The following is a 20,158-nucleotide window of genomic DNA, read 5'->3' on the forward strand; positions in this document are numbered from 1 at the left end:
ATATGGCCTGCATCACAAACCTAAATCGGTCTAGATCGGCAACTTCAGCGCGAACGGTACTGCCTGAGGCCCGCATGCCTACGGCACCATAGGCTGCACTTCGAAGGTCTGAAACGCCACGGTAGCGAGATGTCGCTCCATACGGCTCATCGTGTGAATGAGATCAGGAGTAGGCAGGCGGCCAGTGCGTGGTTTAGATGCACCGGCCGCTATGCGGCGATTCGTCACGCAGGGGCCGGTGTGGCGCCACCCTGAGGCTTCCATTCCTGCAGCCGGTCCAGGCTGCCGCGGTAATGCTTGAGCCCCATGCCGAGCAGGACTATCGCGCCGACCAGCGCAACGCCGGTGACGATCAGCAGCGAGTAGCGCAGGGCGTTGTCGTCGCCAAAGACGAAGTCGGTGCCCAGCGCCACGGCGGTCGGGCCGATGCCGAGGCCGACCATGGTGATGACGAACAGGTACACCGCCGAGGCCTGGCCGCGCATGGAGTTGGGCATGATCTCCTGGATCGCCGCTGGGCCGACGCCGAAGGGCATGGCGATGGTGAATACGTGCAGGGCGATCAGCGCCAGCGCCAGTTCACCGGTGCCGGCCAGGTAGGCGAGATTGAGCGGCAGGGTCAGCGCGGCGGAGATGATGCCGACGCGCAGCGGTGCGTCGCGATAACCGCGGCGATGCAGCAGGTCCGACAGCCGTCCGCCGGCGATGATGCCGATCGAGCCGGCCACCGCTACTACGGATCCGTAGAGCACGCCGACGTCGCTGGCCGACCAGCCGTAGGTGCGGATGAAGAATGTCGGAATCCACGCCGAACTGCCGTAGGCGGCGAACGCCAGGCAGGCGAAGCCGAAGTTGTGGCAGAGCACGGTGCGGCGGTTCTGGCGAATGTAGCCGGCCACTTCGCTGAGTGGCACTTCGACGCCGGCGCCAACGCCCTTGCGCGACGGCTCGCGGATCAGCAGGAGCACGGCGGTGAACAGCACGCCGGCTGCACCGAGTACGAGGAAGATCAACTGCCAGGGGCGGACCATGCCGAGCACCGGCAGCTCCACGTCGCCCTGTGCCGAGGCGAACTTGACCACCAGCCCGCCGAGCAGAAAGGCCAGGCCGGAGCCGATGTAGATGCCCATCGAATAGACGCTCATCGCGGTGCCGCGCAGCTTGGGCGGGAAGCTGTCGGCGATCAGCGAGTAGGCCGAGGGCGATAGCGCGGCCTCGCCGACACCGACTCCGATGCGGAACGCGAGAAACTGCCAGAAGGTTCGCGCGGTGCCGCACAGCGCGGTCATCAGGCTCCACACCAGCACGCCGATGGCGATGATGCCGCGGCGGCTCTTGCGGTCGGCCAGGCGCCCGATGGGCACGCCGCAGATGGTGTAGAACACCGCGAAGGAGAAGCCCATGAGCAGGCTCATGTGGGTGTCGGTGATGTCCAGATCTCGGCGGATCGGTTCGACCAGCAGGTTGAGGATCTGCCGATCGACGAAGGACAGCACATAGGCGAGCATGAGGATGGCGACCGTGGCCCAGGCGCGGGTTTGCGAGGGGTAGCCGTTATTGTTGTTGTGCATGGCAAGGCTCCATTGGCGAGGAGGGCTGTAACCAGCCCATCCTCACTTTTGTCGGAGATCAGCCATCCGGCAAGGTGAATAACCCCTGCATATGTTTCGAAATATGCTAGCAATGTTCCGCTCTGCGAAATTAACGATTATGGGTCACGCCACCGTTTGTTGTTGGCCTGGCATCAGCTCTGGCAACAGATGTGGCGCCCAGAGGTTGTCGGCGAAACTGCGACGGAAGAAGCCGAAGTGGCCGATCCGCGTGGCGCCGATTTCCGCGGGCGCGATGCGCTGCATGGTTTTCGGTGCCGAGCTGTAGAAGCCATGCAGGGATTCAGTGTTGCGCGCCGACATCATTTCGTCGTCGCTGAAGGACAGCGAGGTCAGGGGTGTGCGCACCGCCGCGAAGGCCTGGCGCACGGGCTCGCCTTCAACACCGACCAGGTAGTCCGGATGCAGGCACCAGCGCCGCCACTGGCGAATCACCCCGGCGGGCAGGTCGCCGACCGCCCCGATACGACCGCCCGGGAAGTAACCCGCGACCGCGGTCAGCACCGGGGCCAGGCCATGCCAGAGCAGCCAGGCCTTGTTGCGGATCTGCGGGCTGTTCTCGCGCCAGTAGCCGCTGCCGGCGGCAATGGTGACGATGCGGGTCAGGCGCTCATGGCCTTTGACCAGTGGCAGGATCTGCGCGCCGACACTGTGGCCGATCCAGTACAGCGGCAGCTCACCGGCAACCTCGGCCGCCGCGGCGAGCACCGAGCTGCAGTCGTGGCGCGCCCAGTCGAGGATGTCCACGTTCAACTGGCGAAGCGGCATTCGCCGCGAGCGGCCCATGCCCAGGTAATCGAAGGTCACCACCTGATAGCCGCGCTCGGCGAGCCAGTTGGCGAAGTCGGTGTAGAAGCGCTGCGGCACGCCCATCGCCGGCGCGATCAGCACGACGCCGCATGGCAGGCTGCTCGGCTGATACCAGTAGCTGGACAGGGCATGGCCGTTGCCGTTGTCGATGGAGCGTTCTTCAACCTGTATCGTCGCCATCTTGTTGTTCTCCGCGCTTCTGCGATTGCTGCGATCGGTGCAGTATACGAAGGGTAGAAGATAATTCTAGAAAAATATTCTAGTCAGATTGGAGGCCGGATGGCCCGTAGTAGCCGCAAGCAGGAAATCCTTCAGGCCGCACTCGCCTGTTTCACCGAGTTCGGCGTGGAGGCGGCCACCATCGAGATGATTCGTGATCGCTCCGGCGCCAGCATCGGCAGCCTCTATCACCACTTCGGCAATCGTGAGCGGATCATCGCCGCGCTGTATCTGGAAGGCATCGGTGAGTACGCCGCGCTGCTCGAAGCCGGGCTGATCGAGACGCTGGACGCGGAAGCCTGCGTCCGGCTGTTCGTCACCAGTTACATCGACTGGGTAGTGGCGAACCCGGACTGGGCGCGCTTCGTTCTGCACAACCGCGGGCGGGTCGAGGCCGGGGAGATGGGCGAACGGCTGCGCGAGGTCAATCGCGCCCACGGCGAGCGGGTCGGAGCGATTCTGCGGCGCCATCGGGAAAGCGGAGCCTTTCGGCGGATGCCCGGCGACTGCTTTCTCGCGGTGGTGATCGGACCCTGCCATGACATGGCGCGTAATTGGCTGGCGGGCCGTTCCCGCACCGCGCTGGCCGACTGCCGCGAGCTGCTCGCGGACATCGCCTGGGCCAGCGTCAGGGCCTGACGATCAGACGCCGAGGCTTTCGATATCCCGAGCGAGCATTTCCAGCTGGTGGGCCAGCGAGTTCTTCAGGGTTTCCTCGCTGAGCTGGAATGACGGCGCGCCGCAGGTCAGCGCCATGATGCTGCCATCGGCCAGGTGCAGCGGCACACCGGCGGCCATCACGTTGCGGTCCCAGTCGCCGAGCGACAGGCAGAAGCCGTGCTGCACGAACTCCTCGAACGAGGCGTGCAGTGAAGCCTCGATGGCGGCCCAGTCATCACCGTACTTGCTGGCCAGAGCGGCCATCAGATGCTCGCGTTCCTTCTCCGGGGTGGCGGCGAGAAAGGCGCGGCCAGCGGCGGTGGTGGCCAGCGGCAGACGCACGCCGGCGTCCATGCGCAGGGTGGTGACCTCGGCCGGGCGGCAATTCTCCACGTAGATCATCGACAGCCGGTCGCGGCAGGTCAGGCCCACGGTGGTGTTGGTGCGGCGGGCGAACTCGTCCATGTACGGCTTGGCCAGCTGGCGCACGCGCAGGTTGGAAACGTAGGCATAACCGAGCGCCAGCACGCCGGAATCGAGTTGGTACTTCTCCAGCTGCTGCGAATAGCTGAGGTAGCCGAGCTTGGTCAGCGTGTAGGTCATGCGCGACACGGTGGGCTTTGGCAGCCCGGTGATGCGTGCGATGTCCTGATTACCCATCACCACCGAGCCATGGGTGAAGGCACGCAGCACGTCCAGCCCGCGGGCGAGGGCCTCGACGAACTTGCGATCCTTGGGTGTGCCGGTGTCTTCGATGTCGTCGCTCATGGTCTCGGTCTGTCTGGCTAGTGGGCAGCGGTGGCGAACGATAGCAGATCGCCCGACGCGGGGCAGTGCGGCCATTGGCGATCATTGCGACGGAAAAAGCGATCTACTACTATCGGATTCGACATCCAGTTTCGCACAGTAAAACAATAATTCATTTTGGAGAATGTCGATGTCCGCTTCCGTGCAAGGCTACGTGGCTAACGAACTCGCCCGTGGCGGCTACCAGAACGTCCATGACCTGCTGGCTCAGGCCTGCGCGAAGCATCCGCAGCGCGCGGCATTTTCCTGTGGCGACGACCAGCTCACCTACGCCGAGCTGGGCAGTCTTGCCGACGCGTTCGCGCGCTACCTGCGGCATCACGCCGGGCTGCAACCCGGTGACCGGCTGGCGCTGCAGCTGCCCAATTCGTTGCAATATCCCATCGCCGTGTTTGGCGCACTCAAGGCCGGGCTGGTGATCGTCAATACCAATCCGCAGTACACGGCCGTCGAAGCCCGCCATCAGTTCCGCGATTCCGGCGCCAGGGCGATCCTTGTGCTCGATCGGCTGCTGCCGCTGGTACGCGCGGTGCAGGCGGACACCGAGCTGGAGCACGTAATGCTCACCAGCGTCGATGATCTGCAGAGGCCGATTCACGAAGGCAGCGAGGCGGGAACGCAGCGCTTCATGCAGGCCCTGCGGCTGGGGGCGGAAAGCCCGCCGCTGGAGCGCGAAGCAGGCCTCGACCGGCTGGCGTTGTTGCAGTACACCGGCGGTACGACCGGTGTGTCCAAGGGCGCGATGCTCAGTCACCGCAATCTGCTAGCCAATGTGCTGCAGACCATCGAGCTGTTCGACAAGCCGGGTCTGCTGGAGCCTGAAAAGGACGTGCGCATCGCGCCGCTGCCGCTGTATCACATCATGGCGTTTGCCACGAACTGCCTGAGTTCGGTGGGTATGGGCCTGCACACCGTATTCATCCGGGACGGGCGCAATCTGGACGAAACCATCGGTGCCATGCAGCGCTATCCGTTCAGCCTGCTCAGCGGCATCAACACGCTGTTCGTCGGGCTGATGAATCACCCGGAGTTTCGCAGCATCGATTTCTCCCATCTGAAGTGGGCGACGTCCGGCGGCGCGCCGCTCAACAGTGAAGTCGGGCGTCGCTGGCAGGAACTGACCGGGGCGCCGATCCGCGAAGGTTTCGGCCTGACCGAGGCCTCGCCTGTTGTGGCGACCGGTACACAGCTGAGCCCTTACCGCGAGGGCTACATCGGCCAGGCGCTGATCGAGACCGAGCTGCGCACCGTGGATGACGAGGGCAACGACGTGCCGCCGGAAACGCCGGGCAAACTGTGGCTGCGTGGCCCGCAGGTCATGCAGGGCTACTGGCAACGTGCGGACGAGACGGCCAAGGTGCTCACGCCCGATGGCTGGCTGAAGACCGGCGATATCGCGCTGCTGGATGCCGATGGCTTCGTGAAGATCGTCGACCGCAAGAAGGACATGATCCTGGTGTCCGGCTTCAACGTGTTCCCCAACGAGATCGAGGATGTGCTGATGCAGCATCCATCCGTGCGTGAATGCGTGGCGGTGGGCGTGCCGGATGCGCGCAAGGGCGAGGCGGTGAAGGTCTTCGTCAGCCTCAAGGACGATACGGTTGATGAGCGGGCCTTGCTCGAACATTGCCGGCAATACCTCACCGGCTACAAGACGCCGAGCTTTCTCGAGCTGCGCGACGAGCTGCCGAAGACAGCCGTGGGCAAGTTGCTGGCGTCGTCAGCTGCGCGACGAGGCGCGGGGCAGCGCAGGTTGATTGCGACCTATATATAGGTGGTGAGCTGACGAGCGGGCTGCAGTGCTCAGGCCCCGGTCGGCATCGGGCAGCAACTCTCGAAGGCACGGCAGTCGGGCGGAAATTTCAATCCGCGCTTGTTGCCCTAGGGGGTTTCTGATATAAAGCAGCGCTCTTTTCTAGGGGCCCGGTATCTTCGTTCGCAACGTGGCCGGTAAGACCCCCATGAAACGTGGCGCTGAGCGCCGAACTGACAAGTGAATTCAAGCGGCCAACCCATGCCGGGTTGGGCATGTGGTTTTAGAGGGCTGAGGCATGTCGAGAGTCTGTCAAGTTACCGGTAAGGGTCCGGTAACCGGGAACAACGTTTCCCACGCAATGAACAAAACCCGTCGTCGTTTCCTGCCGAACCTGCAGCATCATCGCTTCTGGGTCGAGTCGGAGAACCGCTTCGTTCGTCTGCGCCTGAGTGCCAAAGGCATGCGCATCATCGACAAGCGCGGCATTGACGTCGTTCTGTCCGAGCTGCGCGCCCGCGGCGAAAAGGTTTAAGGAGAGCAATCATGCGTGACCTGATCCGTTTGGTGTCCAGCGCCGGTACCGGCCACTTCTACACCACCGACAAGAACAAGCGCACCACCCCCGACAAGATCGAAATCAAGAAATTCGATCCGGTCGTACGCAAGCACGTGATCTACAAGGAAGCCAAGATCAAGTAATTGATCGGCCCTTGAAGAAAGAACCCGCCTCTCGGCGGGTTTTTTCGTTTCTGGCGAACGCTTGGTGTCGATGCCTGACACCAGTCGTCGTTCGCGTTGCCTAGTTTGATATGCATCATGTACGGCGCCTGTCGAATTCGCCTATCGTGCGAGCCTTCTTTTCCCACTTTCGGCACGAGGATGCGCAGCGCATGGCGAAGACGGACGGGCCCATCGCGGCAGACAGCAAGAGCACTTCCAGCATCGCCCTACAGGCGGCTTCCGAAGATATCTGGGCACAGAAATACCGTCTGACCAGCAAGGACGGCACGCCGATCGATGACAGCGTCGACGCCACCTGGCAGCGCGTCGCCCGCGCCCTGGCTGACGTCGAGCCGGCCAAGCAGCGCGAGCACTGGCACGAGCGTTTCCTCTGGGCGCTGCGCAACGGCGCCATCCCGGCCGGACGGATCATCTCCAACGCCGGCGCGCAGGATTACAAGCCGGCTACCTCGACCATCAACTGCACTGTTTCGGGTTCGATCACCGACTCGATGGATGACATCCTCGGCAAGGTCCACGAGGCCGGTCTGACGCTCAAGGCCGGTTGCGGCATCGGCTACGAGTTCAGCACCCTGCGTCCGCGCGGCTCCTTCGTCTCGGGTGCCGGTGCGCACACCAGCGGCCCGCTGTCGTTCATGGATATCTTCGACAAGATGTGCTTCACCGTGAGTTCGGCCGGCGGCCGCCGCGGCGCGCAAATGGGCACCTTTGATGTCGGCCATCCGGATGTGCGCGAGTTCATCCGCGCCAAGCGCGAAGACGGCCGACTGCGCCAGTTCAACCTCAGCCTGTTGATCACCGATGAATTCATGCAGGCGGTGGAGGTCGACGGCGAGTGGCCGCTGATCTTCCCGGTGCACGCCAAGGAAGCCGCCGAGCTTGACCTGGCGGACGCCGAGCATGTGCTCTGGCGCGAATGGCCTGTGCATGACGGCTATATCGTGCGCGACGATGGGCTGGTTGCCTGCAAGATCTACGGGCGGGTCAAGGCGCGGCATCTGTGGGACATGATCATGGTCTCCACCTATGACTACGCCGAGCCGGGCTTCATCCTCATCGACCGCGTCAACCAGCTGAACAACAACTGGTGGTGCGAAGCGATCCGTGCGACCAACCCCTGTGGTGAGCAGCCGCTGCCGCCGTACGGGTCGTGTCTACTGGGCTCGATCAACCTGACCAACTTCGTGATCGACCCGTTCGGTGCGGACGCGCGCTTCGACTGGAACAAGTACCGCGAAGTCGTACGCGTCTTCACCCGCATGCTCGATAACGTAGTGGAGATCAACGGCCTGCCACTGGAGCAGCAGCGCCACGAGATCGAAAGCAAGCGTCGCCATGGCATGGGCTTCCTCGGCCTCGGCTCGACGCTGACGCTGCTCAAGATGCGCTATGGCAGCCCGGAAGCCTGCGTGTTCACCGAGGAAGTCGCGCGCGAAATGGCACTGGTCGGCTGGGAGCAGGCGCTGGAGCTGTCCAAGGAGAAGGGCCCGGCGCCGTTGCTGAGTCAGACCTTCGAAGTCACCGCCGAGATGCTGCGTAAGCGTCCGGAAATGGCGAAAGACGGCTACAAGGTCGGCGATCAGATCGCCGGTCGCGTGCTGCACGCCAAGTATTCGCGTTACATGCAGAAGGTCGCCGAGTACGCGCCCGAGCTGATCGAGGCGCTGGCCGAGCAGGGCGCGCGCTTCACCCACCACAGCTCGATCGCGCCTACCGGCACCATCAGCCTGAGCCTGGCCAACAACGCTTCCAACGGCATCGAGCCGAGCTTCGCCCATCACTACTCGCGCAACCTGATCCGTCCGGGCCGCAAGGCCAAGGAGAAGATCGAGGTGTTCAGCTACGAGCTGCTGGCCTATCGCACGCTGATCAACGAGCGCGCCAAGCCGGGCTCCGACGAGCCGGGCGAGAAGCTGCCGGACTACTTCATCACCGCCGATGACGTCAGTCCGACCCAGCACGTGGATATCCAGGCCGCCGCGCAGCGCTGGGTCGATTCGTCTATCTCCAAGACCGCCAACGTGCCGACCGATTATCCATTCGAGGCGTTCAAGGACATCTACCGCTACGCCTGGCGCCAGGGCCTCAAGGGCTGCACCACCTTCCGCTTCAATCCGGCGGCCTTCCAGGGCGTGCTGGTCAAGGAAGCCGATCTGGAAAAGACCCTGTACCGCTTCACTTTGGAGGACGGCAGCGTGGTCGAGCTCAAGGGCAACCAGGAGGTCGAGTACGACGGCGAGGTGAACACCGCCGCCAACCTGTTCGACGCCCTCAAAGAAGGCTATTACGGCAAGTACTGAACCGAACTGCCAATCGTATAAGCGCCGGGCCATCGCTGCGCCCGGCAGGAGAATCTGCACAATGACCGTAAAGATCACCCAGCGCATCAAGGGCTTCAAGGTCGTCGACGAGGCCCTCGAACGCCCCGCGGCCGCTGCCGCCAGCACCGATAACAAGGCGAGCAAGGCCGTCAATGTGGTGGAAATGGACGAGAGCCTGCAGCGTCCGGAAACCCTAATCGGCATGACCTACAAGATCAAGTCGCCGCTGTTCGAACACGCGCTGTACGTCACCGTGAACGACATTGTGCTCAACGCCGGCACCCCGCACGAGCAGCGCCGGCCGTTCGAGATATTCATCAATTCGAAGAACATGGACCACTTCCAGTGGATCGTGGCGCTGACCCGCATCATGTCTGCGGTGTTCCGCAAGGGTGGCGACTGCACCTTCCTGGTCGAGGAGCTGAAGGCGGTGTTCGATCCGCGCGGCGGCTACCTGAAGAAGGGCGGCGTCTACATGCCGTCGATCGTGGCCGAGATCGGTGCGGTGCTGGAGCGCCATCTGATCGCCATCGGCATGCTCGAAGGTCATGCGCTGGACGAAACCCAGCTCAAGTACCTGGCCGAGAAGCGCGCCGCCTACGAAGCCAGCCAGGGCGCGGTGGCGGTCGAGCCGGGCGAAGGTTTCCCGGCCGGCGCGCAGCTGTGCAACAAGTGCAATACCCAGGCCGTGGTGCAGATGGACGGCTGCGCCACCTGCCTGAACTGCGGCAACTCCAAGTGCGGCTAAACGGCTTGCGCTGATTTCGCCTGCCGTGACGCTCGTCAGGCTCGCTTTACCCGGCGGGCCTGGCTCTGCTAGTTTTCGTTCTCCATACCGCCGTCCGGCCGTTGACCCAATGTCTTCCACTGCTCACAGCCTGTTACCCATGAAGCCAGCCGATCTCGGCGCGGCCCGGCTGTGCGCAATCGCTCCACCTCCCTCTGTCGTTGCCGATCTGGCAATCGCGCCACCACCTCCACAGGCGGTTGCGCTGGGCTGATCCGCCCACATTTCGCAGCTCCGGTTTTCGCTTCCGATCCTTCCGGGTCGGTGCGCGCACGCTTTCGGCGTTCGCTGGAGCCTGTTTCGCTTCGACAGGTAATCACTGATGACTTTCAACAAATCGTTGTGGACGTCCTATGGCGTCATGACTGTGTTCGTATTGCTGTGGGGCAGTGCGGCCATCTTCACCCGCTGGGGACTGGACCACGCTACCCCCTTCGCCCTGCTGATCGTGCGCTTTGCTCTGGCGCTGACTGCAGTTCTGCTTATCGGCCTCTACCGTAGGCGCTGGCGGCCAGCGCTTGGCGCTGCTTGGCAGACGGCGGCGACCGGGCTGCTGATGATCGGCTGTTATTCGATCTGCTATTTCCAGGCCATGGCCCATGGCGTGACGCCGGGTGTGATCGCGACGCTGCTTGGCGTGCAGCCAATTCTCACCCTGTTGCTCCTCGAACGACGCTTCTCGCCGCTGCGTCTGCTGGGATTACTGGTGGCACTGGCCGGGTTGGCCGCGGTGGTATTTCAGAGTCTGGTGCTGGCGCGCTTCTCGCTCGCCGGGATGCTCTTCGCCCTCGGCGCGCTGCTGTGCATGACAGTGGGCGCGATTCTGCAGCAGCGCGTTCGCCAGAGCCCGGTGGAGGTGCTGCCGACCCAGTACGGGGTCAGCCTGCTGCTGTGCCTTGCGTTCGTGCCGTTCCAGCCGATCCGCCTGGGAGCGGTGACGGGCTTCATCATTCCGGTGCTGTGGTTGGGTCTGGTGATCTCGGTGGCGGCGCAGCTGCTGCTGTACCGCATGATCCAGACCGGCAATCTGGTGAACGTCACCAGTCTGTTCTACCTGGTGCCGGTGGTGACCGTGGGGATGGATTACCTGTTCCTCGGCAATCAGCTGTCGCGCACCGGCTTGCTGGGAATGGCGGCCATTCTGCTGGGGTTGGCGCTGGTGTTCAGGGCCGCACCGCAGCCGCATCGCGGATGAAAAAAGGCCGGGCGGTTGCCGCCCGGCCTTTCGGCAGCTTCAGCTGACCACGCGGTAGCACGGCGTGTAGGGCACGCCGCCGGGCAGCTTCATGCGGTGCTGCTCGACGAAGGCCTGCAGCAGCTTGTCCAGCGGTTGCATGATCGCCGTGTCGCCGTGGATCTCGTAACGGCCGTATTGCTCGATGCGGCGGATGCCCTTGTCCTTGACGTTGCCGGCGACGATGCCGGAAAACGCGCGGCGCAGGTTGGCGGCCAGCTCGTGGGGCGGCAGGTCGCGGCGCAGCGGCAGGCTGGCCATGGCCTCGTGGGTCGGATCGAAGGGTCGCTGGAAACCTTCCTCGATCTTCAGCAGCCAGTTGAAGTGGAAGGCATCGTTGCGCTCGCGGCGGAACCGTCGTACTTCGCGCAGGCCCTCGGTCATCTGCCGGGCCACTTCGGTAGGGTCGTTGAAGACGATCTGGTAGCGCTTCTGGGCTTCCTCACCAAGGGTCGCGCCGACGAAATCGTGCAGCTGCTGCAGATAATCCGCCGCATCGCTAGGCCCAGTGAGAATGACCGGGAACGGCACTTCACGATTGGCCGGGTGCAACAGAATGCCGAGCAGGTAGAGGAACTCCTCGGCCGTGCCGACGCCGCCGGGGAAGATGATGATGCCGTGACCGACGCGGACGAAGGCCTCCAGACGTTTCTCGATGTCCGGCAGGATCACCAGCTCGTTGACGATCGGGTTCGGTGCCTCGGCGGCGATGATGCCCGGCTCGGTCAGCCCCAGGTAGCGGCTGCCAACGCGGCGCTGTTTGGCGTGGGCAATGGTGGCACCCTTCATCGGCCCCTTCATCACGCCCGGACCGCAGCCGGTGCAGACATCCAGGCTGCGCAGGCCCAGCTCATGGCCGACGCGCTTGCTGTACTTGTACTCTTCGGTGCTGATCGAGTGGCCACCCCAGCACACCACCATGTTCGGCTCGATGCCCGGGCGCAGCGTGCGGGCGTTGCGCAGCAGATGAAAGACGTAGTCGGTAATGCCCTGGGAAGTGCTCAGATCGATGCGAGCGCTGCTCAGTTCGCTCTCGGTATAGACGATGTCCCGCAGCGCGCTGAAGAGCATCTCGCGGGTGCTGGCGATCATCTCGCCATCGACGAAGGCATCGGCCGGCGCATTGAACAGCTCGAGGCGTACGCCGCGATCCTGCTGCAGGATGCGCACCTCGAAGTCCTCATAGGCTTCGAGGATGGTCTTGGCGTTATCGATGCGCGTGCCGGTGTTGAGGATTGCCAGGGCGCACTGGCGGAACAGCTTGTGCGTGCTGCCGGAACCGACTTCGCTCAGCTGCTGTACTTCGCGTTGCGACAGGGTTTCCAGGCTGCCTTTGGGGGTAACCGAGGCGTTGATTACGTTGCGTTGGTTCATTGGTGATTCCTGAATTCGATGGCGACACCATCGCGGAGCTGGTGCACCGAAACGGCGGCTGCGTGCCGCCATCTTAACGCGGTGGCGCAGCGGCGGTGGGCGATCCGTTCGGTAGGCGAGAGGCAAATCGCTCCGAGAGCCGTGGCAGGTTCGACCCTCGGGGCAATCGGCGGTTCGCCGGGCAGCGCAAGTGCCGGGCTGGTCAGGTCCAGCCGTAGCGCACCAGGTGGAAGAAGATCGGCGCGGCGAAGCAGACCGAATCGAGCCGGTCGAGCATGCCGCCATGGCCCTCGATCATGTGCCCCCAGTCCTTGACGCCACGGTCGCGTTTGATCGCCGACATCACCAGGCCGCCGAAGAAGCCCAGCAGGTTCAGCAGCAGCGCCATCAGCGCCGCCTGCCACCAGGCGAACGGGGTGATCCAGAACAGCGCCGCGCCGATCAGTGTTGCGAGGAAGATCCCGCCGACGAAGCCTTCGACGGTTTTGGACGGCGACAGGCGCGGGGCGATCTTGCGCTTGCCGGCCAACTTGCCGCACACGTACTGCAACACGTCGGAGAGCTGCACGACGATGATCAGCCAGGCGATCAGCAGCAGGTTGCGACCTTCGTAGCCGGCAATTTCCAGGGTGAGCAGGGCAGGGACGTGGGAGACGCAGAAGACTGCGATCATCAGGCCCCATTGCACCTTCGAGGCACGTTCGAGAAAACGCGTGGTGTCGCCGCCCAGCGACGCCAGGATCGGCAGCAACAGGAAGACGTAGACGGGAATGAAGATGGCGAACAGGCCGTACCAGCCGACCGCCACCAGCAGATACTGCAGCGGCAGCACCAGGTAGAACGCCGCGACCAGCGCCGGATAGTCGCTGCTGCATGTCGGCGTCAGTGTCATGAATTCGCGTAACGCGAAGAACGACACCAGGTAGAAGAGGATCACCACGGCGGTGTGGCCGAGCCAGAAGGCGATGCCAATCAGCGCGACCATCACCCACCAGGCATTGATGCGGGCGTTGAGGTTGTCGATCACCGGACTCTCGCCGCCGCTGCGACGCTTGAGGACGAAGCCGATCAGCGAGGCCAGGGCGAGCAGGGCGCCGATACCGGCGAACAGCAGCAGGGTATTGCGATCCATGTCAGTCTTCCTTCGGGGCCAGTTCTAGCAAAGCCAGGCGAGCGCGCTGCAGAAACGCGTCCTTGTCCTCGTCCTTTTCGATGCACATGGGCGCGCCGAAGCTGACGCTGCACAGCAGGGGCAGCGGCAGGCTGCTGCCCTTGGGCATCACCCGATTGAGGTTGGCGATCCACACCGGCACCAGCTCCACGTCCGGACACGCCAGGCCCAGGCGATACAGCCCGCTCTTGAACAGCAGCAGGCCTTCTTCCAGATTGCGCGTGCCCTCGGGGAAGAGGATCAGTGAATCGCCGCCGGCCAAGGCGTCGAGCATCGGTTGTAGCGGATTCGACTCCGGGCCGCTGCGCTCGCGATCCACCAGCACACCGTTGAACAGGCGATGGATGACGAAGCGGCGCAGCGCGCTGCTCTGCCAGTAATCGGCGCCGGCGACGGGCCGGGTCCTGCGCCGCAGGTCAGGCGGCAGCGATGCCCAGAGCAGCACGAAATCACCGTGGCTGCTGTGGTTGGCGAAATAGATGCGTTGCCGGTTGAGCGGCGCGCAGCCGATCCAGAGGCTGCGTGTACCGGTCAGCAGGCGTGCAACGGAAGTGATCGCGAAGGCGAGCAGGGCGCCGAACATGGGATGTTCCTCGGTATCGGGCGGAAAGTCGGTGGTGCGGGCGGGTGGCGGTTCAGTCCGCTTCGGCTGGCGCCGCTGCGGTTTCCGCCAGGCCTTGTCTGACCCGGTTGCTCAGCGTGAGGATCGACAGCCCGGCGATCAGCAGCAACAAGCCGTTGATCCAGGCGGCTGGCAACAGGCCCAGGGCGACGCCGGTGGCCAGCACGCCGAAGGCGAAGGCCCTGTCGCTCTTGCCCATCGGGCCGTCGTAACGGCGTGAGGCGCCCACCATTGGACCGAGTACACCGGCGTACTCGGTCAGCGCTGCGAGCACCACCACCAGCACCACGGCAGCTGGCCAGACGCCGGTCACCAGCGCGAGCGGCAGGTAGAGCGCCGCATCGGCGGCCACATCGCAGAGTTCGTTGAGGTAGGCGCCGAGCTTCGATTGCTGGCCGAATTCTCGCGCCAGCATGCCGTCGATGGCGTTCAGTGCCATGCGCAGCAGCATCCACAGTGGGATCAGCAGGAAGATCCAGAGGTGCTCGATCAGCAGCGCGACCGCCGCTGCGACTGCCAGCGACACGACCAGCGCTGCCAGCGTGACCTGATTGGCCGTGATGCCGCTGTCATGGAGGCGCTGGACCAGTGGGCGCAGTAGTGCCTGAAAACGGGGTTTGAGCTGATAGATGGAGGGCATGCATCGATTCCTTTCGATGATCGGCGAGTCGCGCGTTTCGGCTAACGCCAGCGCGCATCCTGTGCGCCCGGCACTTTGGGGTAAAGCCCCGGCGGTCGCAAGCTGCTCTGGAAAATTTGCGAGGTGTTGAACGCTTTCGCGCGGGGTTTGTGTCTGGGATTCGATTTAGAAAGCGAAAGGCAGCGCGCTGGACGGATGCTGGCGCGCCTTCAGCAGGCGGTGAAACTCATCGGGATCTTTCACCTGCACGTCCGTCTTGCCTTCGTGACGCTGCGCCGCGATCAGTCGCGATAGCCAGAAACGCACGCAGGCCACGCGCAGCATCGGCTGCCAGAGCTCGGCTTCGGCCGGGGTGAAGCGGCGCAGTGCGGAGTAGGCCGCCAGCAAGGGTTCGCTGCGTTCACCGTCGATCTCGCCATTGGGGTGCGAGCACCAGTCGTTCACGGCGATGGCCAGGTCGTAGAGCATCGGCCCGGAGCAGGCGTTGTAGAAGTCGATCACACCGGTCAGGTGGCTGCCTTCGAACAGCACGTTGTCGCGGAACAGATCGGCGTGCAGGTTGGCGCGCGGCAGGGCGAGGAGTTTCGGCCGCAGCTCGGCGATCTCTGCCAGGCCTTCGCGCAACAGCGGCAGCTGGTCCTCGGACAGGCTCAGCGCCAGGCTTGGCCCCTGTTCCTGCATCCACTCCAGGCCGCGGTCGCTGGTGCGTTCGAGGATGTGCTCGCGAGTGGCCAGATGTAGCCGCGCCAGCAGCCGGCCGACCTCGGCGCAATGGTGCGGATTGGGCGCCATCACATGCTTGCCGGGCAGGCGCGGCTGCAGCAGCGCGGGCTTCTCCGCCAGCTTGCGCAGCGCCTCGCCCTGCTCGCTGCGCAGCGCATAGGGCACCGGCAGGCCGGCGCGGTGCAGCACGTCGAGCAGCTCAATGAAGAACGGCAGGTCCTGGGTCGGACCACGCTCGATCAGCGTCAGGACGTATTCGCCCTGTTCGAGGCTGACGAAGAAATTGCTGTTCTCGCTGCCTGCGACGATGCCCTGGAAGTCGCGCAACCGGCCGAGCCGGTACGGCGCCAGAAAGGCTTCCAGTTCATCGCGTTGCAGGGGCGTGAATACCGACATGCTGTGCTCCCGGCGGTTGATGGGTTACCAGCTGAAGATCTTCCAGGAGGGGATTAGCATGTCCGGCTGGTCGGAACGGACGAAGTTGCCGTCGTTGCCGTCTGCACGCACCAGAAAGTACGGTTTGCCATGCTTGGGCGTGACTTTCACGGCATAGAGGAAGCCATTGACGCGGTATTCCTCGACGGTACGGTCGCCTTCCTGACGGATGGTTACGTCGGGCTCGCCGTCGACCGACTCCTGGGCAAAACCGGCCAGGGGAGCGCACGCCAGCAGGCTGGCCAGCATCAGGTGTTTGAGAGCGCGCATGGTAACCTTGTCCCTTTGTCGATAAGTGGTCCTTGGCATTCTAGCTCCGGGCCCGCCGAAAAGGTTGATTCCGCTCATGAGCCAAGCTCCCCTCATCCTGGTGGACGGTTCGTCCTACCTCTATCGCGCCTTCCATGCCCTGCCTCCTCTGGCCACCTCCACCGGAAAGCCGACCGGCGCGGTCAAGGGCGTGCTGAACATGTTGCTCAGCCTGCGCCGGCAGTATCCGGACAGTCCGTTCGCGGTGGTTTTCGATGCCAAGGGGCCAACCTTCCGCGACGCGCTGTTCGAGAACTACAAGTCGCACCGCCCGCCGATGCCGGATGATCTGCGCTCGCAGGTCGAGCCGCTGCATGCCAGCGTCCGCGCCCTCGGCATGCCGCTGCTGTGCGTGGAAGGCGTGGAGGCCGACGACGTCATCGGCACCCTGGCGCGCCAGTGCGCGGCGCTCGCCCGCGACGTGATCATCTCCACCGGCGACAAGGACATGGCGCAGCTGGTCTGTCCGCACGTCACGCTGGTCAACACCATGACCGGCAGCGTTTATGACATCGAAGGCGTGAAGAACAAGTTCGGCGTTGGCCCGGAGCTGATTATCGACTTCCTCGCGCTGATGGGCGACAAGGTCGACAATATTCCTGGCGTGCCAGGCGTCGGTGAAAAGACTGCGTGCGGCTTGCTCAACGGTATTCCCGGCGGGCTCAAGGGGCTTTACGACAACCTCGACCAGGTCGCCGGCCTGCCGATCCGTGGTGCCAAGTCATTGGGCGCCAAGCTCGCCGAACACCGCGACGCCGCCTTCATGTCCTATGAGCTGGCGACCATCAAGCTCGACGTGCCGCTGGACGTCGAGGTCGCCGACCTGATGCCCGGCGAGCCGCACCGCGAGGCGCTGATCGCGCTGTACCGCGAGCTGGAATTCAAGAACTGGCTGGACGACCTGCTGCGCGAGGCCAAGGCCGCGGGCGAGAACTGCGAGGTGCAGCCAGAAGGCTGCTCGATCCAGGCCGAAGCCGAGTACACCACGATCCTTGATCCGGCCGAGTTCGATGCCTGGCTCGAGCGCCTGAAGAACGCCGAGTGCTTCGCCTTCGATACCGAAACCACCAGCATCGATGCTCAGCGCGCCGAGCTGGTCGGCGTGTCGTTCGCCGTCGAGCCGGGCCAGGCGGCCTACGTGCCGCTGCGTCATTCCTATATGGGTGTGCCGCAGCAGCTCGAGCTTGATGCCGTGCTTGGCGCGCTCAAGCCGCTGCTGGAGGATCCGGCGAAGACCAAGATCTGCCAGCACGGCAAGTACGACATGAACGTGCTGATGCACTACGGCATCGAGATGCGCGGCATGACCTTCGACACCATGCTCGAATCCTACGTGCTCGACGCCACCGCCACCCGCCACGACATGGACAGCCTGGCGCTCAAGTACCTCGGCCGCGGCACCATCCGTTTCGAGGACATCGCCGGCAAGGGCGCCAAGCAGCTGACCTTCGACCAGATCGCCATCGAGCAGGCCGGCCCCTACGCCGCCGAGGACGCCGATGTCACCCTGCGCCTGCACCAGACCCTGCTCGGCAAGCTGGAACAGACGCCATCGCTGCTCAAGGTGCTGAGCGAGATCGAGATGCCGCTGGTGCCGGTGCTGGCGCGCATAGAGCGCAACGGGGCGCTGGTCGATGCGCAGCTGCTCGGCCAGCAGAGCGTCGAGCTGGGCGACAAGCTGGTTAGGCTGGAACGCGAGGCCTTCGACATCGCCGGCGAGGAGTTCAACCTCGGCTCGCCCAAGCAGCTGGGCGCGATTCTCTACGACAAGCTCGGTTGTCCGGTGATCTCCAAGACCGCCGGCGGCCAGCCGTCCACCGCGGAAAGCGTGCTCGCCGAACTCGCCGAGCAGGATTACCCGCTGCCCAAGGTGATCATGCAGCACCGCTCCTTGAGCAAGCTCAAGGGCACCTACACCGACAAGCTGCCGCAGCAGATCAACCCCCGCACCGGGCGCATCCACACCAGCTACCACCAGGCGGTGACCGCCACCGGCCGGCTGTCCTCCAGCGACCCGAACCTGCAGAACATCCCGATCCGCACCGCCGAGGGGCGACGGATCCGCCAGGCCTTTGTTGCGGCGCCGGGGTACAAACTGCTGGCGGCGGACTACTCGCAGATCGAGCTGCGCATCATGGCTCACCTGGCGCAGGATGCCGGCCTCTTGCACGCCTTCCAGAACGACCTGGACGTGCACCGCGCCACGGCGGCCGAGGTGTTCGGTGTACCGCTGGAGCAGGTCAGCAACGACCAGCGCCGCAGCGCCAAGGCCATCAACTTCGGCCTGATCTACGGCATGAGCGCCTTCGGCCTGGCCAAGCAGATCGACGTCGGCCGCAAGGAAGCGCAGGAGTACATCGACCGCTATTTCGCCCGCTACCCCGGCGTGCTCGCCTACATGGAGCGCACCCGCACCCAGGCCGCGGAGCAGGGCTACGTCGAGACGCTGTTCGGTCGGCGGCTGTACCTGCCGGAGATCAATTCGAAGAACGGCGTCATGCGCAAGGGCGCCGAGCGCACCGCGATCAACGCGCCGATGCAGGGCACCGCGGCGGACATCATCAAGCGCGCCATGATCGCCGTAGACGGCTGGCTGCAGCAGAGCGGGCTGGATGCGCGGGTGATCCTGCAGGTCCACGATGAATTGGTGCTGGAAGTGCGCGAAGACCTGGTCGAGCAGGTCCGCCAGCAGATCTGTCCGTTGATGAGCGAGGCGGCCCAGCTGGACGTACCGCTGCTGGTCGAAGCGGGCGTTGGCAACAACTGGGACGAGGCGCACTGACCGGGCTGCCGAAAAATGTCGGTAGTCGACGAAATTTTTTTCGTCCGCATTGAACTTCCGCTGCAACCATCCGGTCAGAGCATGCGAAGGGTGTAAAAGCCCTTCGATGCTCCTTGTTGTGTTAAGTGTTGGCAGATCTCTGGACCCCGCCCTAGCGGTCCGGATTTAGACCTCGAACTTCCCCCTCCCCCAATGAAGTTCGAGGTTTTTTTTGCCTGCAGAAAAGTGGATGAGGCCTCACCAGGGGCAATGGCTTGCGCAATTTCTTGCGCAGCATTCTGTGGATAAGTTTGTGGGTAAGCTGTTCGCAGTGCGATGAGTCGCGAGCTTGGTGGGCGTTGCGCAACTTGTTGCCATGTCTGCGCAGGAACTTGCGCAGCTTTCTGTGTCGGGCATCACTTCTGCTATTCGGTTTGAGTGGTGTAAATTAAATATCTTTTTGATAAATAAGCATTTTTTTATTTTTGGTACGGCGCTTGTTGTTACGAAATGGCCATTTGGCACTCATTTCAGACAAGGAGAGCACCCATGCCAACACCCGCGTATCTGTCCCTCGAAGGCACCAAGCAAGGCCTGATCACCGCCGGCACCTTCACCGAGGACTCGGTTGGCAACATCTTCCAGGAAGGCCATGAGGACCAGATCCTGGTGCAGGCCTTCCAGCATCAGGTCATCATCCCGCGTGACCCGCAGTCCGGCCAGCCGACAGGCCAGCGCGTACACAAGCCGCTGATGATCACCAAGGTATTCGATAAGTCGTCGCCGCTGATCTTCAACGCTCTGACTTCCGGCGAGCGCCTGAACAAGTGCCGTCTGGAGTGGTACCGCACCTCGTCCACCGGCACCCAGGAACACTACTTCACCATCGAACTGGAAGATGCGGTGATCGTCGACGTGCAGTCGCGCATGCCCAACTGCCAGGACCCGAACATGTCCCATTTCACTCATCTGGAAGATGTGTACTTCACCTACCGCAAGATCGTCTGGACCCACGAGGTTTCCGGCACCTCCGGCTCCGACGACTGGCGCACCCCGATCGCTGGCTGATTCGCCGCGGTCCCGCTTCGGCCAGGCTCGCCTGGCCGAACGCTTTTTGCGAAGCACTGAACAGATTCCGCCATCGTCGTTCTGGAATGCGCGAACCATGCATTCTAGAG

Annotated in this window: 17 protein-coding genes and 1 pseudogene; 9 read left to right on the forward strand and 9 right to left on the reverse strand. The window is 63.7% G+C overall.

Translation table 11 applies throughout. The features are described from left to right. Window positions 1–224: 224 nt before the first annotated feature. Both RT582_RS09175 and RT582_RS09180 read right to left on the reverse strand, forming a co-directional pair. Window positions 225–1,571, reverse strand: coding sequence for a spinster family MFS transporter (locus tag RT582_RS09175; protein ID WP_313477206.1), 1,347 nt, complete (start codon window positions 1,569–1,571; stop codon window positions 225–227). A 144-nt stretch (window positions 1,572–1,715) separates the two neighbouring features. After that, the gene (locus tag RT582_RS09180) at window positions 1,716–2,600 is read right to left on the reverse strand and encodes an alpha/beta hydrolase family protein (protein WP_104098343.1); all 885 of its coding nucleotides are present in this window, start codon (window positions 2,598–2,600) and stop codon (window positions 1,716–1,718) included. Between the two features lie 99 nt (window positions 2,601–2,699). Here RT582_RS09180 and RT582_RS09185 point away from each other — a divergent pair, with 99 nt between their 5' ends. Next, window positions 2,700–3,278: a TetR/AcrR family transcriptional regulator gene (locus tag RT582_RS09185; protein WP_104098344.1), complete on the forward strand. Its 579-nt coding sequence runs from the start codon at window positions 2,700–2,702 to the stop codon at window positions 3,276–3,278. Window positions 3,279–3,281: 3 nt separating this feature from the next. Here RT582_RS09185 and RT582_RS09190 read toward each other — a convergent pair whose 3' ends face one another. Next, the gene (locus RT582_RS09190) at window positions 3,282–4,067 is read right to left on the reverse strand and encodes an IclR family transcriptional regulator (RefSeq protein ID WP_023444207.1); all 786 of its coding nucleotides are present in this window, start codon (window positions 4,065–4,067) and stop codon (window positions 3,282–3,284) included. 169 nt (window positions 4,068–4,236) lie between these two features. Between RT582_RS09190 and RT582_RS09195 the strand changes: the two are divergent. From RT582_RS09195 to RT582_RS09220, 6 genes and pseudogenes are all read left to right on the forward strand, one after another. Beyond that, window positions 4,237–5,863: pseudogene (locus RT582_RS09195) on the forward strand (AMP-binding protein). Between the two features lie 294 nt (window positions 5,864–6,157). Further along, window positions 6,158–6,394 (forward strand): 50S ribosomal protein L28, encoded by a 237-nt coding sequence (gene rpmB / locus RT582_RS09200; RefSeq protein ID WP_003284186.1) that lies wholly within the window; start codon window positions 6,158–6,160, stop codon window positions 6,392–6,394. Between the two features lie 11 nt (window positions 6,395–6,405). Continuing rightward, complete coding sequence (rpmG, locus tag RT582_RS09205; RefSeq protein WP_003284185.1) at window positions 6,406–6,561, forward strand: 50S ribosomal protein L33; 156 nt, start codon at window positions 6,406–6,408, stop codon at window positions 6,559–6,561. 191 nt (window positions 6,562–6,752) lie between these two features. Next, window positions 6,753–8,903 (forward strand): adenosylcobalamin-dependent ribonucleoside-diphosphate reductase, encoded by a 2,151-nt coding sequence (locus tag RT582_RS09210; RefSeq protein ID WP_313477207.1) that lies wholly within the window; start codon window positions 6,753–6,755, stop codon window positions 8,901–8,903. 61 nt (window positions 8,904–8,964) lie between these two features. Continuing rightward, window positions 8,965–9,672, forward strand: a complete 708-nt coding sequence (locus tag RT582_RS09215) for a TSCPD domain-containing protein (RefSeq protein WP_003284183.1) — start codon at window positions 8,965–8,967, stop codon at window positions 9,670–9,672. Window positions 9,673–10,033: 361 nt separating this feature from the next. Beyond that, window positions 10,034–10,906: a DMT family transporter gene (locus RT582_RS09220; protein ID WP_313477208.1), complete on the forward strand. Its 873-nt coding sequence runs from the start codon at window positions 10,034–10,036 to the stop codon at window positions 10,904–10,906. A 39-nt stretch (window positions 10,907–10,945) separates the two neighbouring features. Here RT582_RS09220 and ppnN read toward each other — a convergent pair whose 3' ends face one another. The 6 genes from ppnN to RT582_RS09250 all read right to left on the reverse strand — a co-directional run bounded on the left by ppnN (window position 10,946) and on the right by RT582_RS09250 (window position 16,180). Continuing rightward, on the reverse strand, window positions 10,946–12,319 hold the full coding sequence (gene ppnN, locus RT582_RS09225) for a nucleotide 5'-monophosphate nucleosidase PpnN (RefSeq protein WP_313477209.1): 1,374 nt from the start codon (window positions 12,317–12,319) through the stop codon (window positions 10,946–10,948). A 202-nt stretch (window positions 12,320–12,521) separates the two neighbouring features. Then, the gene (locus RT582_RS09230) at window positions 12,522–13,451 is read right to left on the reverse strand and encodes a phosphatidate cytidylyltransferase (RefSeq protein WP_313477210.1); all 930 of its coding nucleotides are present in this window, start codon (window positions 13,449–13,451) and stop codon (window positions 12,522–12,524) included. A gap of 1 nt (window position 13,452) precedes the next feature. Continuing rightward, window positions 13,453–14,073 (reverse strand): lysophospholipid acyltransferase family protein, encoded by a 621-nt coding sequence (locus RT582_RS09235; RefSeq protein ID WP_313477211.1) that lies wholly within the window; start codon window positions 14,071–14,073, stop codon window positions 13,453–13,455. 52 nt (window positions 14,074–14,125) lie between these two features. Continuing rightward, complete coding sequence (locus RT582_RS09240; RefSeq protein WP_228207810.1) at window positions 14,126–14,752, reverse strand: CDP-alcohol phosphatidyltransferase family protein; 627 nt, start codon at window positions 14,750–14,752, stop codon at window positions 14,126–14,128. A 165-nt stretch (window positions 14,753–14,917) separates the two neighbouring features. After that, window positions 14,918–15,871: a homoserine kinase gene (locus tag RT582_RS09245; protein ID WP_313477212.1), complete on the reverse strand. Its 954-nt coding sequence runs from the start codon at window positions 15,869–15,871 to the stop codon at window positions 14,918–14,920. 24 nt (window positions 15,872–15,895) lie between these two features. Further along, window positions 15,896–16,180, reverse strand: a complete 285-nt coding sequence (locus RT582_RS09250) for a DUF2782 domain-containing protein (RefSeq protein WP_003291686.1) — start codon at window positions 16,178–16,180, stop codon at window positions 15,896–15,898. A gap of 76 nt (window positions 16,181–16,256) precedes the next feature. Between RT582_RS09250 and polA the strand changes: the two genes are divergently transcribed. Beyond that, window positions 16,257–19,001 (forward strand): DNA polymerase I, encoded by a 2,745-nt coding sequence (gene polA, locus RT582_RS09255; RefSeq protein WP_313477213.1) that lies wholly within the window; start codon window positions 16,257–16,259, stop codon window positions 18,999–19,001. Between the two features lie 528 nt (window positions 19,002–19,529). Further along, window positions 19,530–20,048: an Hcp family type VI secretion system effector gene (locus tag RT582_RS09260; protein ID WP_003286458.1), complete on the forward strand. Its 519-nt coding sequence runs from the start codon at window positions 19,530–19,532 to the stop codon at window positions 20,046–20,048. The last annotated feature ends 110 nt before the right edge of the window (window positions 20,049–20,158 follow it).

This window comes from Stutzerimonas kunmingensis (genome assembly GCF_032106285.1).
Classification (GTDB): domain Bacteria; phylum Pseudomonadota; class Gammaproteobacteria; order Pseudomonadales; family Pseudomonadaceae; genus Stutzerimonas; species Stutzerimonas kunmingensis_B.